This is a genomic window from Succinivibrio dextrinosolvens DSM 3072 (assembly GCF_900167015.1).
In the GTDB taxonomy this organism is placed as follows: domain Bacteria; phylum Pseudomonadota; class Gammaproteobacteria; order Enterobacterales; family Succinivibrionaceae; genus Succinivibrio; species Succinivibrio dextrinosolvens.
In genome coordinates this window covers 1-16,228 of record NZ_FUXX01000027.1, presented here as the reverse complement: position 1 = coordinate 16,228, position 16,228 = coordinate 1, and the positions used below count along the sequence as shown (strand labels likewise).

The window sequence follows — 16,228 nt, the reverse complement described above, 5'->3', positions numbered from 1 at the left end:
GGTGAAATCGTTGCAAAAGGAGGTTTTCTATGTCAACGTCAACCCCTAAGAAATTTGCAGTATTGCTAAAGCCAAGACCTTCTCAGCCTGCCTTGGATCGCGCTGCACAGTATGCCCGCATGAACCCGGATTTTGATATTGTGGCTGTTAGAATTATTAACGAATACGCTGAGACTGATGATAAAGATCAGATTAAAGTTAAAGAGGAAGCTGAGTTTGAAAGACTTCGCAGATCATACAGTGTGGACAATATCTCCTTCAAACTGATTTTCAATCATGATGTTGCTGAAGGCTTTATTAAAGAATGTAGTGAAGGTGGCTATGACCTTGCTGTGATTTCAGCAAACAAACGTAATGCTATCAAGGATCTGTTTATCAGTAACATTGATAGTACCATTATGCGCAAAAGTGAAATTCCTGTTCTTGTGGTAAGAGAAGCAGCAGGTCAGTCTGTTTTAGGCGGAGCTGTTGTTTTAGCAATCGATTTCCTTGAAGTAGCGCACTCTAAGAAGCTTGATGAAATCCTATTTGAGTCAGCATCATCTTTTGCAAAGAGCTTTGACGGTGAACTGCATGTCGCAAACTGTATTGTTCCACGTAGTGCCGGTACAATGCGAGGCAATATTTCTGAATCTAGAATTGTTGGTGGTGGTATTGCAAGTCCACAGGATGTAACTAATAAGCTGGCAGTGGAGTTCTCAAAGAAACATGGCGTACCTATGGATCATGTACATGTTCTTCAGGGGCGTGTGGATGAGGAAATTCCTCGTCTATGCAAGAAGCTCAGTGCAAGAATGGTATGTATGGGAACTACTCCTAGAAGCTCCTTCTTTGGTTCTGTAAACTCATCTGCCAGTGAACTGGTTTTAGATCAGATCCATGGAGATGTATTTATTGTTAATGCTGCAACTTTAAAGTAAAGTTTTAAGATCACTCTGTGATATCCGTCTATTCTATGGCGGATATTTTTTTGTGCGCCTCCTCCCGAATGTCAATACTGACGGTCTTTCTCTTACGATCTTACTTTGCCATTATTTTAAATTGATTCTATGCTTGATTATGTAATGTACTTTAAAGATGTTTAATGTAATTCATTGAGATTCAAATCATTTTAAGAGCGGAGTAAGTGAACTCAGAACTTAAAACATACGAATATCAGGAAGAATTAACCAATCATAAAGTATGCTTCTAAGTTTTATTTTTTCAGTAACCGGAGTGTCATCATGAAAAAACTTGTTATCGCTTCTATTGCTTCGTTAATGCTTGCAGGTTGTTCCTCATCAGTTGACAAAGAAGTAACTCTTATTAAGGGAGAGACAACTGTACAGCAGGTTGAAGATATTCTTGGCAGCCCTCAGTCACAGGCAAAACTTGGTAACAAGCAGATTTATGATTACACCAGCTCTCATACTGGCAGAGATGTTACTACCGGACTTCTTTTAGGCTGGCAGTTTCTTGATAATCACGTCTTAACCCTTTGCGACCCTGGAAAAACAAACTGCCAGGTATTTAAGGCAAAAGAAGATGAAGAAGCTAAATCTCTCAGAATCAATTTTGAGAACGGTGTCGTAACCGATGCTAAGATTCTAGATATTCAATAATAATCTTATTTGTTTTATTCGTGAGAAGGGATCTGTTTCAGGTCCCTTTTCTGTTTTTGTCCACAGTTGATAAAGATCTTCTTTCATAAAAACAATAGCAATTGTGATTGACAGTAAATATCTTATTTTTCTTTGTTGCGCCTTTCCAAAAAATAAAAAAAATCATTTTTACTTATTTATAGGCATATGTATCTTGATAAGTATATTGAACAAATATTTATCTAAAATGCTTCTTTACATGGGTATCTGCTATGAAAACTTCATCTGCACTAACAACACTGGCTGTAGTGTTATCAATTGCTGTATGTACACAGGGTTGTAACAGAAATGATGCTGGTGCTTACCAGGCTAAACCTTATCCTATGATGACTGTTCAAAATGGAAGTCTGACTTTAGTTCAAGAGTTTCCTGCAACAGTAAAGGGAATTCAGGATGTGGACATCTATCCTCAGGTTTCTGGTACGGTTAATGAAGTAAAGGTCTCCGAAGGTCAGGCTGTAACAAAAGATCAGGAACTGTTCATAATCGATCCAATCCCATACGAAGCAAAACTTGAAAAAGCAAAGGCAAATGTTGCAAGCGCAGAGGCTGAACTTTCAAGTGCAAGATTCAATCGTGAAGCAAAGGTTTCTCTTTATACCAGTAAGGCAACTTCAAAATATGAATCAGTTAAGGCGGATAATGCCTGCAAGGTTGCAGAGGCAAATCTGAATCTTGCAAAAGCCGAACTGAAGGTCGCTCAGGAAGATTTTAACAATACCGTAGTTAAGAGCCCTGTAGATGGTAAACTCGGCATGAGTAGTGTGCGTCAGGGAGCTCTTGTTACAGCTAATACTACTCCGCTTGTAACGGTTTCTGACAACAGTTATGTACACGCATACTTCTCTTTGACTGAGAGCATGGTTTTATTTTTAAGAAAGAATTCGAAGTTGAAAGAAAGCGATAATGATGCTGATTTCGAGATTAAATTCAAACTTGCAGATGGCACAATGTACGACAAGCTTGGTGATGTTGATGCCGAGTCAGGCATTGTAGACAGTTCCACTGGTGCAATTACCTTCCGCGCCAAGTTCCCAAATCCTGATGGTGTAATCCGAAGCGGTGGTGCAGGTTCTGTGGTTATTCCTGTAACCTTAAAGGATAGAATCGTAATTCCTCAGACAGCAACCTACGAAATTCAGGATAAGGTGTTTGTGTTTAAGTTTGTGGATGGAAAGGCTGTTGCAACTCCAATACAGCTTCTGCCTTTTTATGATGGTACAAGTTATATCGTGACTGAAGGTTTGAAGATTGGTGATGTGATTATTACTGAGGGTGCTGGACTGATAAGAGATGGAATGCCTGTTACAAGAAAGGAAGAAAGTCAGGCACAGGCTCCTGCTGGTGAGCAGACTGCTGTGAACAAGTAGGCGATTGGAGGAACTTCTATGTCAGCAAAGTTTTTTATTGATCGTCCGGTTCTCGCCACCTGTATATCTTTTCTGATGGTGCTTTTGGGCTTTGTAAGTATCACCGTTCTTCCTATTGAGCAGTATCCTGATATTGCTCCTCCAACGGTATCTGTAACTGCAAATTATACAGGTGCCAATGCTGATACTGTACAGAAGACCGTTATTATTCCTCTTGAGGAAGCAATTAACGGTGTTGAGGATATGCTCTATATGACCTCAACTGCAACCAACTCCGGTTCTGCCACAATTCAGGTTTATTTCAAGCAGGGCGTTGATGCCGATATGGCAGCAGTTAATGTTCAGAACAGAGTTGCCAAGGCGCAGTCGTCATTGCCGGCGGATGTAATATCTAACGGTGTTACCACAGAAAAACAGCAGGCAGGTCAGCTTAAGATTATCTGTATTTATTCAACAGAGAAGGCTTATGATGAAACCTTTTTATCTAACTATCTGAATATCAATGTTGTCCCTGAAATTAAGAGAATCAGCGGAGTAGGTGGTGTTACCGTTCTTGGTAATAACTATGCCATGAGAATCTGGCTTGATTCTCAGAAAATGGTTGAGTACAAGGTTGTCCCATCTGACATCTCTAAGGTGTTATCTGAACAGAATATAGAAGCCGCTACAGGTACTCTGGGTAGTGATTCTGATAATACTTTCCTTTATGCTCTAAAGTATCGTGGCCGCTATGAAACTCCTGAGCAGTTTGGAAATCTGGTTATTAAATCTCTTCCTAACGGAAATGTTTTACGTCTTAAGGATGTTGCCTCCATTGAGCTCGGTGCTGAAAGCTATTCTTACAGCAACAAGGTTAAAGGTTTTTCCGGTTCGACCTTTATGGTTATGCAGGCAGCAGGTTCAAACGCTAATGATATTATTCTGAAGCTAAATGATCTTGAGGATAGAATTAGAAAAGATCTTCCTAGAGGTGTTTATCTTGTAGATCTGTTCAGTGCCAAGGACTTTTTGGATGCCTCTATTGATGAAGTTATAGAAACTCTGGTTGAAGCTATATTCCTCGTTATTATTGTGGTTTATATCTTCCTGCAGAGTATCCGTTCAACGGTTATTCCTATGATTTCCATCATTGTGTCTCTGATTGCAACCTTCGCATTTATCTATGTTGCTGGATTCAGTATAAATCTTCTGACGCTTTTTGCTCTGATCCTGGTTATCGGAACCGTGGTGGATGATGCGATTGTGGTGGTTGAAGCGGTTCAGGCCAAGTTCGAAGGAGGTTGTAGTGATCCGTACGATGCAACAGTGGATGCAATGAAAGGCATTTCATCTGCTATTGTTACCACCTCTCTGGTATTTATGTCTGTATTTGTTCCTGTATGCTTTATGGGCGGTACCTCAGGAACATTCTATACTCAGTTTGGTGTAACCATGGCGGTAGCAGTGGGTATCTCTGCTGTAAATGCACTTACTCTGAGTCCTGCTCTATGTGCTCTGTTTATGAAAGCTACAGATTATGATAATCCTGAGAATCAGAAGGGCTTTTCATATCGTTTCCATGTGGCTTTTGATACGGCCTTCGAAAAGCTAACTGAAAAATATCTGGTATTGCTGAAAGTCATCATCGGCAAGAAGATAATTGCAGGAATAATTCTTGTAGTATCTCTGGGTATGATGAGTCTTCTGATGTTCAATACCAAAACAGGTTTAATCCCTGACGAAGATACTGGTACTGTGTTCGTTGCGGTTGTAACTTCTCCTGGTTATACCTTAAATCAGACCAAAAAGAGTATGGATGAGGTTCAGCAGAGAATACAGGATCTTCCTCAGATTGATCTTCTGACCAATATCAGTGGTTACAACCTGATCGGTGGAGCTCAGTCTTCATCTGGTGGTACCTTCATTATTAAACTTAAGAATTGGGAGGAACGTCCGGGTGCAGAAAACAGTAAGGATGCCGTAATTTATGAAATTATGAAAAGAACCAGCGATATTACCAGCGCTATGGTATTTGCCTTTTCTCCTCCAATGATTCCTGGATACGGTACATCTAACGGTCTGACTTTATCAATTCAGGACAGAACTGGTGGTAATATTGCCAATCTGTTTAAGGTAACCTCACAGTTTAATGCTGCCATGGAAAAAGAACCTGCGGTCATGAGTGCCATTACCACTTTTGACCCAAGATTCCCTCAGTTTAAACTTGAAGTTGATGCTCCTAAATGTATTCGTATGGGCGTTTCTCCTTCAGATGTATTAAACACCATTGCTCTGTACATTGGTGGTGGTTATTCATCGGATGTTAATCTGTATTCGAAGAAATATAAAGTTATGATTCAGGCTCGTACAGATAATCGTCTTGATGAAGGTGCCTTTTCATCAATATTTGTTCGAAATAATAAAGGTGAAATGCTGCCTATTGTTCAGTTCATGTCTTTAGAGCGTGTTTATGGACCTGAACTTCTGAATCGCTTTAATTTGTTCTCATCAATTTCTGTTAACGTATCTTTGAATGAAGGCTACAGTACAGGTGAGGGCATTAAGGCTGTTGAAAAGGTTGCCAAGGAAGTTCTCCCTCAGGGATATAGCTTTGAATATAGTGGAATGACTAGAGATGAGGCTTCATCTGGTAGCACTACCATTATTATTTATTCAATGTGTCTGATCTTCATATTCCTGATCTTAAGTTCTCTGTACGAAAGTCTGCTGATTCCGTTTGCAGTTATGCTTTCTATCCCAAGTGCTCTGTTAGGCTCATTCATCTTTGCTCAGATCATGGGAGTTGAAAACAACATCTATATGCAGACCGGTCTGATTATGCTGATTGGTCTGATTGCCAAAACTGCAATTCTGCTGACTGAGTTTGCATCAGAGGAGCATAAGAAAGGAAAGAGTATTGTAGAATCCGCAATCTATGCTGCTAAGGTTCGTTTGAGACCTATTCTAATGACATCTATCTGTATGGTTGTAGGTCTGCTTCCTCTGGTAGCAGCTCACGGTGTTGGTGCAAACGGTAACAGGTCACTGGGGGTCAGCGTTGTTGGCGGTATGGTACTCGGTATTGTTGCTCTTATCCTGATCACACCTGTATTCTTCATTATTGTTCAGACTGTTCAGGAGAAGTTCTCAAAAAGAAAACACGCATAAATAAATATTCATGGTGATTAGAATAAGGGCTGGATTAATTATTCAGCCTTTATTTTTTCTTAATGTCTTCCTTTCAGCTTGAAAAAAATCTGTTTTTTATGAGCAGAATGGCTTTGCTTTTCTTGTAATGTGATGTCTATCTAATTTTACAACATGGTTTTTAACTAATTGATTTTCAAGAACTTAATAATTAAAGTTTAAAGGTTTTCAGGACGTTAACAGTTAGAAGGGTAAATTTAAGCTTTTTTTTGTGTTACCCAACAGTCTAAAGGAGGGACCTTATATGGCAATATCAACGGTAACAAATACCAGTGCCTTACAAGGTGTTAACAACCTGAATAAAACATCCAACAAGCTAAATTCAATCCTAGAGAAATTAGCTTCAGGAAATAGAATAAACTCCGCAAAAGATGATGCTGCTGGGTTATTGATTTCTGACAGACTTTCCAGTCAGTTAAGTGGTTTATATCAGGCAAATAGAAATGCTAATGACGGTATTGCGCTGTTCCAGGTTAGTGAAGGCGCACTTCAGGAAACAACCTCATCATTAGAGAGAATGAGAACTCTAGCTGTTCAGGCTTCAAACGGAACACTGTCTGATTCTGACAGACAGGCTCTTCAGACTGAATTTGATGAGTTAGCTGCTTCTATTGATTTTACAGCTGAAAATACAACCTATAATGGTCAGGCTGTACTTAACGGTGCTTCAACCAGTGATGGTGATGTGACCTTGCATGTTGGTCCAAATTCAGGCGATACCTTAACAACGGTTCTTGATGATGGATTCAGAATGCAGGATATGATACGTGTTGCTCAGAATGGAGATGCTGCAGGAAATTCCTACGGTGATTCATTTAATGCAAATGTTCAGTCAACAACTGATGCAGCTGGTAATACCCGTCAGACCTTAAGCATTTCATCACAGGCTGATGCTGAAAGTGCTATTAGTGCTCTTGATTCAATGATGTCATATGTTGATTCAAGCAGGGCAGAAATGGGCGCAGTTCAGAACAGACTTGAATCTACAATCAGCAACCAGAGTAATATTGCAGTGAATATTGCAGATGCTCAGTCAAGAATTCGTGATACGGATTATGCTGAGGAAGTATCTAATATGGTAACTCAGAGTATTCTGGAAAAGGCTACTGTAGCTATGCAGTCTCAGGCTAATGCTAAACCAAAGATGGCTTTAGCTCTACTGCAGTGATAGGAATTTAAATTTATATATTGAAGCCATTTTTGCAGCATCCTCTAAAAAGAAGATGCTGCATTTTTGTGTAGGGATTAAACGTTGAACAGGAACTCGAACAGATCTCCATCCTGAACGATGTAATCCTTTCCTTCTGAACGTAGTTTACCTGCTTCCTTAGCTCCGCTTTCACCCTTGTACTTGATGAAATCATCGTAGCTGATGGTCTGAGCTCTAATGAAGCCTCTTTCAAAGTCAGAGTGAATCTTACCTGCAGCCTGAGGTGCGGTTGCTCCAACCTTAACTGTCCATGCTCTAACTTCCTTTGGACCTGCGGTGAAGAAGGTCTGCAGACCTAATAACTTGTAGCCTGCGCGGATAACACGGTTTAGACCTGGCTCTTCAAGACCTAAGCTATCCATGAATTCCTTTCTATCCTCTTCTTCCATAGAAGCAAGATCTGCCTCAATAGCAGCAGATACTGGAACTACGATTGACTTCTCTTCCTTGGCTAGCTTCTCAACAGCATCAAGGTATGGATTGTTGGTAAAACCATCTTCTGATACGTTGGCAATGTACATTACTGGCTTGATGGTCAGGAAGCTGAAGTTGCGAAGAGCAAGTCTGTCAGCTTCTGTGAAATCAACACTGCGCAGCATTTTTCCCTGCTCAAGAGCTGGTTTACACTTCTCAAGAGCGATTACCTGAGCTAAAGCTTCCTTATCTCCTCCGGTTCTTGCTCTCTTCTCTAAACGCTGAAGTGCCTTATCACAGATATCAAGATCACTTAGTGCAAGCTCGGTGTTGATAACATCGATATCAGCCACAGGATCAACCTGACCTGCAACGTGGATAACATTCTCATCATCAAAGCAGCGAACAACGTGAGCAATAGCATCAGTTTCGCGAATATTCATTAGAAACTGGTTACCAAGACCCTCACCTTTTGATGCACCCTTAACCAGACCTGCAATATCAACGAATTCCATTGATGTTGGAACAATCTTCTGTGGTTTTACAATTTCAGAAATAGCATCTAAACGAGGATCAGGTACAGGAACGATACCAGTGTTTGGCTCAATGGTGCAGAATGGAAAGTTTTCTGCTGCAATACCTGCTTTTGTAAGAGCGTTGAACAAGGTTGACTTACCAACATTTGGAAGTCCAACAATACCGCATTTAAAACCCATTTTACTCTCCTAATTAGGCTTATATCCGTTAACTAATGCTGTAGCTTTTGAGATGCCGTCAGTGAATAATTTATCAATTGCATCCAAAGCTGTTTCATATGCATTATCAATAAGAATCTGATCGTTTGTATCTGGTCTGCCCAGAACCCAGTTGATAACTTCTTTTGAAGGTGGTTTACCGATACCAAGTCTCAGTCTGTAATAGTTCTGAGAGTTTGACAGATTGGCTGTAATACTGCGAAGTCCGTTATGACCTGCAAGACCGCCTGCAAATTTAAGTTTCATGAAACCAGGATTCAAATCAAGATCATCGTGGCAGACTAAAATCTCTTCAGGCTGTATTTTGTAGAAATTGCACAGTGCAGCCACACTTCTTCCTGACTCATTCATGTATGTAGTAGGGAAGAGAAGTCTGACCTCATTACCGTGAATAGTTCCACGTCCTAATAGTCCCTGGAATTTTCCTTCTGGTCTTAAGTCAATGTTGTACTTTCTGCCCAGAAGATATAAGAAATCCACACCAATGTTATGACGGGTATGTTCATACTGAGAACCTGGATTGCCAAGTCCAACAATAAGCTTTATAGAAACGGTATCTTTAGCCATTTATAATTTCCACATCATTTTTTTCTTTATCATCAAGCTGTTCGTAAAGTTCCTGAACAGTTGTGTTAAAGGTACTTACAGTTAAATTCGGTTCAATATCCTTAAGAGGCGCAAGAACGAATGCTCTTTCATGCATTCTTGGATGAGGAACAGTAAGCTCCTGTGTATTAAGAACCAGATCCCCGTAGACAATCAGATCAATATCCAGTGTTCTTGGACCGTTTTTAAATAATCTGACCCTTTTATATTTCTGCTCTAAAGCCTGCATGTTATGGAGAAGATCTAATGGCTCTAAAGTTGTTTCAAATGAACAGGCAAGATTTACAAAATCATCCTGATCCATATAGCCGACGGGTTTTGTCTTATAAAAAGGGGACAACTTAAAGTCGCTGATTCCTTCTATGTTTTTGATGTCAGAAACAGCGTCTTTTAAAATCTTTTGACTATCACCTAAATTCGAACCTAAGGATAAAACAGCTAGGGTCATTTTACATCCAGGTGCATAGCTGCTCGCCATGCTCTAGCCTTTTCAAGCTGTTTCTTTCTCTTTGCAGAAAGGTTTGCCTCATCATCGAAAGACTCTGTATTGGCTTTTTTACGGCTCTTCTTAGCTGCCAGTTTATCCTCATAGGCTTTTTTCTTAGCAGCAAGCTTCTCTTTTTTACGAGCTTTTCTTCCAAAACTCTCTTCTTTTCTTGCCTTTCTCTTATCAGCAAGTTCCTTGCTCTTGATGTAGTAAGGATTCCAGAAATCGATAGCCGTCTTTAAGTAAGGTTCAAACTTACCTCTTAGCTCAAGGAAATCATATGAAGCTCTGAAAATATTGCGCGCTGCAATCTCATCGATATTGTTATTCTCAATATCGTCAAGGGTTAGCTGCATTCTCCACAGTGAGCGGATACTGTCAGCAACGGCCATAGGCATATCAGTAATTTTATTCTGCTCAGCGATAATATCATTTAAAAGACCGCTGATTAGCTTGTTCTGAGGAACAAGAACAACAGCACTGTTATAGGTCTGATTGCAGATGAACATTCTCTTCTGGAAAACTGCCCATAAAATTACAGCATACAGGAAGTGAGGCATGTTCCTCTTGTCTTCCATATATCTCTTGTCTGAACTGCTCAGAGCATATTCAACAAAGTTGATGTAATTCTGATTATCTAAAAGTTCTGCTGCTGAAGGAAACAGTAGCTTAAAGATATCGTATTTGCGTAAGGTTCTGAATGTCTGAAGTCCATGGCCGGTCAAAAACAGCTTGTTGACTTCCTCAAACATACGGGCATTGGAAACTGCGCTCAGATTTGAAGCCATCTTTTTGATTGGAGAAAGAGTTCTTCTTGAAATCTTAAAGCCAAGCTTTGCACAGAATCTTAGTGCGCGAATCATACGTACAGGATCTTCGCTGTAACGTGTCTCAGGATCACCGATAATATCGATGACTCCCTGCTGCATGTCGTACAGACCTCCGTTGAAGTCGTATATAACCTTCTTTACAGGATCGAGATACAGCGCGTTGATAGTGAAATCACGTCTCTGAGAATCTTCAATAATGTTCTTTCCATAAACATTGTCACGAATCAGCATTCCAGACTCTGCCTTGACTCTGGTTCTTCCTGAACGCTGTTTTGCAGGTGCTGACTGATTACTTCTGAAGGTTGTGACTTCAATGATTTCTTTGCCCTGCAGGACGTGAACGATTTTGAATCTTCTGCCGATGATTCTTGAATTTGAAATAAAGATCTGTCTGATTTGTTCTGGAGTTGCATTAGTTGATACATCAAAATCCTTTGGCTTCTTTCCTAAAAGAAGATCTCTGATGCATCCACCTACAAGATAAGCCTCATAATGATGTTTCTGCAGGGTAGCAACAACACGCATCGCATAACTGGATATCTCATTGAGATTTATGCAAAGATCATCTGTGCTCACTACTAGTTTTGATGAGCCGTGTTTTTTTACAAGTGCTTTACTGCTCTTAAGGCTTGCTGTATCGAGCGAATCTAAAGGTGTTATAATTTTTCTTCTCCTAAATCAAACAAACACGCGCATTATATCATTTTTAAACTGTAAATATTAATTTGTGATGTAGATTAGATTTATAAGGTTGTGCAAAACATGTGCGAAATTAGTATTATTTCTTGCAATCTTAAATAAAAATCTTTAATTACAAACGGTTATGTACAATAGTTTGTCTCTGGTATCAGACATAACTGCTTTGATATCTCTTAAAAAAACAGGAAGTAAATAATAAAGCCTAAGCTTCGATAACCTTTTTTCCTACAGGTATTTTCTGAATTTCAAAATTATCAAGAGCCTTATTCAGAATAACCTTAGGTGTCATCTGAGGATTCAATCCAGAGATATCCTGATTAAGAAAAGCCAGTGCTTTAATAAGCATCTGAGATGGTGGTCCCTGATCTAGAACTGCTGGAGAACGGTTCTGTTTTGATAGCTTATATGTTTCGTCTGCCATGGCCAGCGGCAGATGAAGATAGGAAATACATTCTGTATCTAAAGCATTGTAAAGACACATTTGAGTAGTTGTGATATCGATAAGGTCGGAACCTCTTACAACCTGAGTTACCCCCTGATGAATATCATCAACAACGCAGGCAAGATTGTAGGAAATTACCTTATCACGTCTGATAAGAGTCAGTGCGTCTACTGTTACAGGTGAGCTTATTACTCCGTAAATTTCATCTTCAAAAGAATTCTGATGGGTAGATGGAATGATGAAGCGTAGGGCAAGATTATCCTGAGCGTTTTCTTTTAACCCTTTTTCACGACAGTGACATACACCTGTTTTTAAATGACTTCTTGTGCAGTTGCAGTAAAAAGCCTTGTCTTCCTCTACAAGCTTTTTGGCAACCCTGTAATAGACATCGGTATGTTCTGACTGAATGTATGGCTCTCCATCAAATACAAATCCGAATTCGTCAAGCTCTTTTAGAATGATTGAGGTGTACTCTTTTTTGCATCTGAAAAAATCCAGATCCTCAATTCGTAAGAGTATTTTTCCATTTTTGTGTTTTGCAACGGCATAAGAGCCAAGAGCGGCTACAAGCGAACCAAAATGAAGTCTTCCGCTTGGGGATGGAGCAAATCTTCCTATATATTCAGCCATAAACGAAAATAGGTGGCACTAGGCCACCTTAAGATGTGTAAATCTGTTTTGAGGATTGTTATTAACCTTCTAACTGCTTTTCTTTGATTTCAGCTAAAGCTTTGCAGTCAACACATAAATCAGCAGTTGGACGAGCTTCTAGTCTCTTGATTCCAATCTCTGAACCACAGTGATCACAATAGCCGTAATCATCGTTATCCAGTTTGGTTAAAGTCTTATCAATCTTTTTGATAAGCTTTCTTTCTCTGTCACGTGCACGTAACTCTAAGGCAAATTCTTCTTCCTGAGTTGCTCTGTCCAGAGGATCAGGGAAATTTGCTGCCTCACTCTTCATGTGGTCAACAGTACGATCAACTTCTGAACGAAGCTGGTTTCTCCATGCAGTAAGAATCTTTCTGAAATGTTCTTTCTGCTTTTCGTTCATGTATTCTTCGCCTGGTTGTTCTTGGTATGGTTCTACACCGGCGATAGCTAAAGGGCCCATGGAGTCGATTGCCACTGCAGTCTTTTCATTGTCAGCCATAATTCTTCTTCCTTAACTTAATCACTGCCCAAAAACACAGCATCTATATTAAGTATCAATAAATATTTTTTTTGATGTTTTTGTTTATAAAAGATTCCTCATCTTTTGAGTTAGCAATTATGCTTTAATATTTTGATTGTAGCAAGATTAGATATTCAATATTTGAAGTAGGACATAATAAGTGAAATAAATATGTCAAAATCATTGATAGGTGTAGCGTTTTTGACATTTTTTTGTTAGGCATTCAAATTCTATTCTCCCCCTTATGGTGAATAATAAATTGCCGTATTTGCAGATGCTGTTATAATTGAACACAAATTTTTAGGGAGTAACATTGGCATTTTTGTAATGTCTCATGCTTTAAATGCCCTTTTAGAATAAGAATGGCATGTAGCTTTATATAAACCTTCATATATAAATAAAGGTTACGGTCGAGACATTGGACTAAAAGTTTTTTTCTATATTTAAGAGAGGATTTTTCCTTTCTTTAACTGGTGGAATTCCATTTCTAACTATTTATGAACAACGATAAAGATAACCCATACCTTTCTGGTCTTTCTGCTCTGGATGATGAAGATAGAAAACAGGCAGAAGATAGCTTTGAAAGTGACAAGATTGAGCCTGAATTTGATCCTTCTCTTGTAAATGAGGAACTGTATTCAGACGAGCGTATCTCTAACAAAAAATCTGATGACGGCGGTAATCGGAATAACCACGAAAAGAACAATAATCAGAAAAAACATAATAAGAACTTTGATGAACTAAAAAACAAAAAGCCTTTAAAGAAAAAGCTCACTCTGTTTTCATTAAAGGTTTTTGCTGCCGGATTTGTTGTTCTGGCACTGCTGTTTGTTTATTTTGATTCTGTGGTTCTTTCTAAATTCGGTGTTGATGACAAGTGGGTTCTGCCTGCTGTTGTTTATTCAAGACCGCTTGAGCTTTATCCGGATCAGAAGCTTTCATTAAAGCAGATGCAGTATGAGCTATCCTTACTTAAGTACCGTAAGGTTCCTAATCCTCAGCATCCAGGCGAATATGCGGTAAATGAAAAACTCGGCAGAGTGGTTATTATTCGTAGACCATTTGATTTCCCTGATGTGTCCGAAGGCAAGATTTCCATTATGGTGGAATTCAACGGCAAGAGAATTTCTCAGATATTAAATGCTGATACCAAAGAGGAATTAGGCTACATCAGAATGGATCCTGTTTTACTTGACCGTATAAACAGAATCGATCCAAAGGAAGACCGTATCTTTATCCAGCTCCAGGAAGTACCTCCTGCTCTTATTGATACTCTGCTTGAAATTGAGGATCGCTCATTCAGAACCAACTTGGGCGTTAATTTCATGGCTATTGCCAGAGCATTTGTTAAAAATACAATGGCACATTCTGTGGTTGAAGGTGGTTCAACTATTACCCAGCAGCTGGTTAAGAATTACTTCTTAAATTCTGAAAAGAGCTATAGCCGTAAGATTAAAGAAGTCATTATGGCTCTGATTATGAATCACAGATATACCAAAGATCAGATTCTGGAAGCTTACCTGAATGAAATCTATTTAGGTCAGAACGGTGCTGCAGGCATTTATGGATTCGGTCTGGCTTCCTATTTCTACTTTGGTGTACCTATTTCAGAGCTGACTCAGGATCAGATGGCTCTGCTTGTAGGTATTATTAAAGGTCCATCATACTATGATCCTTGGAGACATCCTGAGCAGGCTCTTGAAAGACGTAATGTTGTTCTGTCTGTTCTGAAAAAGAGAGGATTTATTTCCGATACAGAGTATGTTCAGTATTCATCAAGACCTCTTGGCGTTATAAAGAGAGGTTCAATGAACTACTCTAAGACTCCTGCATTCATGGGTGTTCTGAAAAAGGAAATCTCTACAAAGTTCGGTCCTGACTTCCTGTCTGGTAACGGTATCAAGATCTTTACAAGTCTTGACCCTCAGGCTCAGCAGTCTGCAGAAAATGCAGTTCAGAATGAGCTTAATACCATTGAAAGAGAGACTGGACGTAAGGGCATGGAAGCTGCAATGGTTGTAAGCTCATGGCGTACTGCAGAGGTTTCAGCTGTGGTTGGAAGTAGAACTCCTCAGTATGCAGGCTTCAACCGAGTTATGGAAGGTCGCCGTCAGGTTGGTTCTATTATTAAGCCATTTGTTTATTTGACTGCATTCCATAATGGAATCCACCTTGGAACCCTGATCAATGATGCTCCTATCAAGGTTAGACTTGCAGATGGAAAAATCTGGCAGCCTCACAATGATAACAACAGATTTATCGGTCCTATTCCTACATATGTAGCAATGGCTCGTTCCATGAATATTCCTACCGTTAAAATCGGTATGAGAGTAGGTTTGAATCATGTAAGAGAAACTCTACTTAATATCGGTCTTGATAAGGAAAAGGTGGAGAGACAGATTTACCCTTCAATGCTGCTTGGAACTATTGAGTTAACTCCATTCGAAGTTACACAGATGTATACAAGTCTTGCTACAGAAGGTCAATACAAAGATCTGACAACCTTAAGAACTGTAGTAAAGGACGGTAAGATTGTTTATGAACGTGAGGACAATAGGGGAGATCCAACCATTGATCCTAAGGACTCATACCTGACAATGTATGTTATGACCGAGGCTACTAAGATTGGTACCGGACGCAGAATCGGCAACATGTTCCCAAATGTTACCATTGCAACCAAGACTGGTACTACCAATGACAGTCGTGATACCTGGACAGTCGGAATTGATTCTGATCAGGTTGTTGCTACATGGGTTGGATTTGATGATAACAAGTCAACCGGCCTGTTTGGCTCATCAGGTGCAATGAGAGTATACGGTCAGTTCCTAAAGGAGCGCGGTGTAAATTCTCTTGAGCTTAAACGTCCTGAAGGTGTTCAGTTTGTTAACTTTAACAAAGAGGGAAATATTGTAGGCGAGGGATGTATGCTTCCTGGTCTGACCTCTCTTCCTGCAAGACTGGATAAGATCAAGTACGTAGATCAAAACTGCACTATTGATGTTGAGTCTGTTCCTGTGGTTTCAGGTCCCCAGCCTGTACCATATAGACCTTAGGTGATTTGTCTAAAACCTCCATCGAAGATGGAGGTTCTAATTTGTGTGCTCAGCATGAGCATTATCTATAGGGTGCAAGTCCCGAAGTCGCCCGCTAATGGGAAGACTTAGCAAATCCACAAGGTGGTTACGGTGACGTGATAGCTGAAAGCAGTGGATAGCAAATCTCTGGTCCGACGAACAGAAATCATCTATAGGCGAACTAGGTGGATAAGAGTGCAAATTAACTCAAAGTCCAATAATTAGACGGAACCTAGTGTGTAAAGATGGCGGATAGATGGAGTGAAAGATAATGTTCTTACCTGAGGAGGTCTTGTCAGCGGGGAACCGTAGTAACAACGAATGACAAGAAGTCAGCCGAG

At 39.8% G+C, this 16,228-nt stretch carries 12 protein-coding genes; 6 read left to right on the top strand and 6 right to left on the bottom strand.

All coding sequences use genetic code 11. The features are described 5' to 3' along the window. The first annotated feature begins 29 nt into the window (after positions 1-29). The 5 genes from B5D46_RS07915 (at position 30) to B5D46_RS07895 (ending at position 7,364) form a co-directional block, all read left to right on the top strand. On the top strand, positions 30-920 hold the full coding sequence (locus tag B5D46_RS07915) for a universal stress protein (RefSeq protein WP_078928999.1): 891 nt from the start codon (positions 30-32) through the stop codon (positions 918-920). Between the two features lie 303 nt (positions 921-1,223). Next, positions 1,224-1,601 (top strand): outer membrane protein assembly factor BamE, encoded by a 378-nt coding sequence (locus B5D46_RS07910; protein ID WP_078928998.1) that lies wholly within the window; start codon positions 1,224-1,226, stop codon positions 1,599-1,601. 251 nt (positions 1,602-1,852) lie between these two features. Continuing rightward, the gene (locus B5D46_RS07905) at positions 1,853-3,010 is read left to right on the top strand and encodes an efflux RND transporter periplasmic adaptor subunit (RefSeq protein ID WP_078928997.1); all 1,158 of its coding nucleotides are present in this window, start codon (positions 1,853-1,855) and stop codon (positions 3,008-3,010) included. A gap of 18 nt (positions 3,011-3,028) precedes the next feature. Continuing rightward, entirely contained in the window at positions 3,029-6,157 is a 3,129-nt protein-coding gene (locus B5D46_RS07900; RefSeq protein WP_078928996.1) for an efflux RND transporter permease subunit, read from the top strand. 283 nt (positions 6,158-6,440) lie between these two features. Beyond that, positions 6,441-7,364, top strand: coding sequence for a flagellin N-terminal helical domain-containing protein (locus tag B5D46_RS07895; RefSeq protein ID WP_078928995.1), 924 nt, complete (start codon positions 6,441-6,443; stop codon positions 7,362-7,364). A 77-nt stretch (positions 7,365-7,441) separates the two neighbouring features. Here B5D46_RS07895 and ychF read toward each other — a convergent pair whose 3' ends face one another. The 6 genes from ychF to dksA form a co-directional block, all read right to left on the bottom strand. Then, positions 7,442-8,536, bottom strand: a complete 1,095-nt coding sequence (gene ychF / locus B5D46_RS07890) for a redox-regulated ATPase YchF (RefSeq protein WP_074942573.1) — start codon at positions 8,534-8,536, stop codon at positions 7,442-7,444. 9 nt (positions 8,537-8,545) lie between these two features. After that, positions 8,546-9,142: an aminoacyl-tRNA hydrolase gene (pth, locus tag B5D46_RS07885; RefSeq protein ID WP_031492506.1), complete on the bottom strand. Its 597-nt coding sequence runs from the start codon at positions 9,140-9,142 to the stop codon at positions 8,546-8,548. After that, entirely contained in the window at positions 9,135-9,629 is a 495-nt protein-coding gene (gene folK / locus B5D46_RS07880) for a 2-amino-4-hydroxy-6-hydroxymethyldihydropteridine diphosphokinase (protein WP_078928994.1), read from the bottom strand. The genes pth and folK overlap by 8 nt, the downstream gene beginning before the upstream one ends. After that, positions 9,626-11,074, bottom strand: a complete 1,449-nt coding sequence (pcnB, locus tag B5D46_RS07875; RefSeq protein WP_159443060.1) for a polynucleotide adenylyltransferase PcnB — start codon at positions 11,072-11,074, stop codon at positions 9,626-9,628. The genes folK and pcnB overlap by 4 nt, the downstream gene beginning before the upstream one ends. A gap of 325 nt (positions 11,075-11,399) precedes the next feature. Beyond that, positions 11,400-12,269 carry a tRNA glutamyl-Q(34) synthetase GluQRS gene (gene gluQRS, locus B5D46_RS07870; RefSeq protein WP_078928992.1) on the bottom strand — a complete coding sequence of 290 codons (870 nt, stop codon included), beginning with the start codon at positions 12,267-12,269 and terminating at the stop codon, positions 11,400-11,402. Between the two features lie 61 nt (positions 12,270-12,330). Further along, positions 12,331-12,792: an RNA polymerase-binding protein DksA gene (gene dksA, locus B5D46_RS07865; protein ID WP_051639601.1), complete on the bottom strand. Its 462-nt coding sequence runs from the start codon at positions 12,790-12,792 to the stop codon at positions 12,331-12,333. Positions 12,793-13,310: 518 nt separating this feature from the next. Here dksA and mrcB point away from each other — a divergent pair. After that, on the top strand, positions 13,311-15,866 hold the full coding sequence (gene mrcB, locus B5D46_RS07860) for a penicillin-binding protein 1B (RefSeq protein ID WP_078928991.1): 2,556 nt from the start codon (positions 13,311-13,313) through the stop codon (positions 15,864-15,866). Positions 15,867-16,228 lie beyond the last annotated feature (362 nt).

Coding starts and splice junctions, on each gene's coding strand:
- B5D46_RS07915 (WP_078928999.1), top strand. CDS start 30: ATGTCAACGTCAACCCCTAAGAAATTTGCAGTATTGCTAAAGCCAAGA.
- B5D46_RS07910 (WP_078928998.1), top strand. CDS start 1,224: ATGAAAAAACTTGTTATCGCTTCTATTGCTTCGTTAATGCTTGCAGGT.
- B5D46_RS07905 (WP_078928997.1), top strand. CDS start 1,853: ATGAAAACTTCATCTGCACTAACAACACTGGCTGTAGTGTTATCAATT.
- B5D46_RS07900 (WP_078928996.1), top strand. CDS start 3,029: ATGTCAGCAAAGTTTTTTATTGATCGTCCGGTTCTCGCCACCTGTATA.
- B5D46_RS07895 (WP_078928995.1), top strand. CDS start 6,441: ATGGCAATATCAACGGTAACAAATACCAGTGCCTTACAAGGTGTTAAC.
- ychF (WP_074942573.1), bottom strand. CDS start 8,536: ATGGGTTTTAAATGCGGTATTGTTGGACTTCCAAATGTTGGTAAGTCA.
- pth (WP_031492506.1), bottom strand. CDS start 9,142: ATGGCTAAAGATACCGTTTCTATAAAGCTTATTGTTGGACTTGGCAAT.
- folK (WP_078928994.1), bottom strand. CDS start 9,629: ATGACCCTAGCTGTTTTATCCTTAGGTTCGAATTTAGGTGATAGTCAA.
- gluQRS (WP_078928992.1), bottom strand. CDS start 12,269: ATGGCTGAATATATAGGAAGATTTGCTCCATCCCCAAGCGGAAGACTT.
- dksA (WP_051639601.1), bottom strand. CDS start 12,792: ATGGCTGACAATGAAAAGACTGCAGTGGCAATCGACTCCATGGGCCCT.
- mrcB (WP_078928991.1), top strand. CDS start 13,311: ATGAACAACGATAAAGATAACCCATACCTTTCTGGTCTTTCTGCTCTG.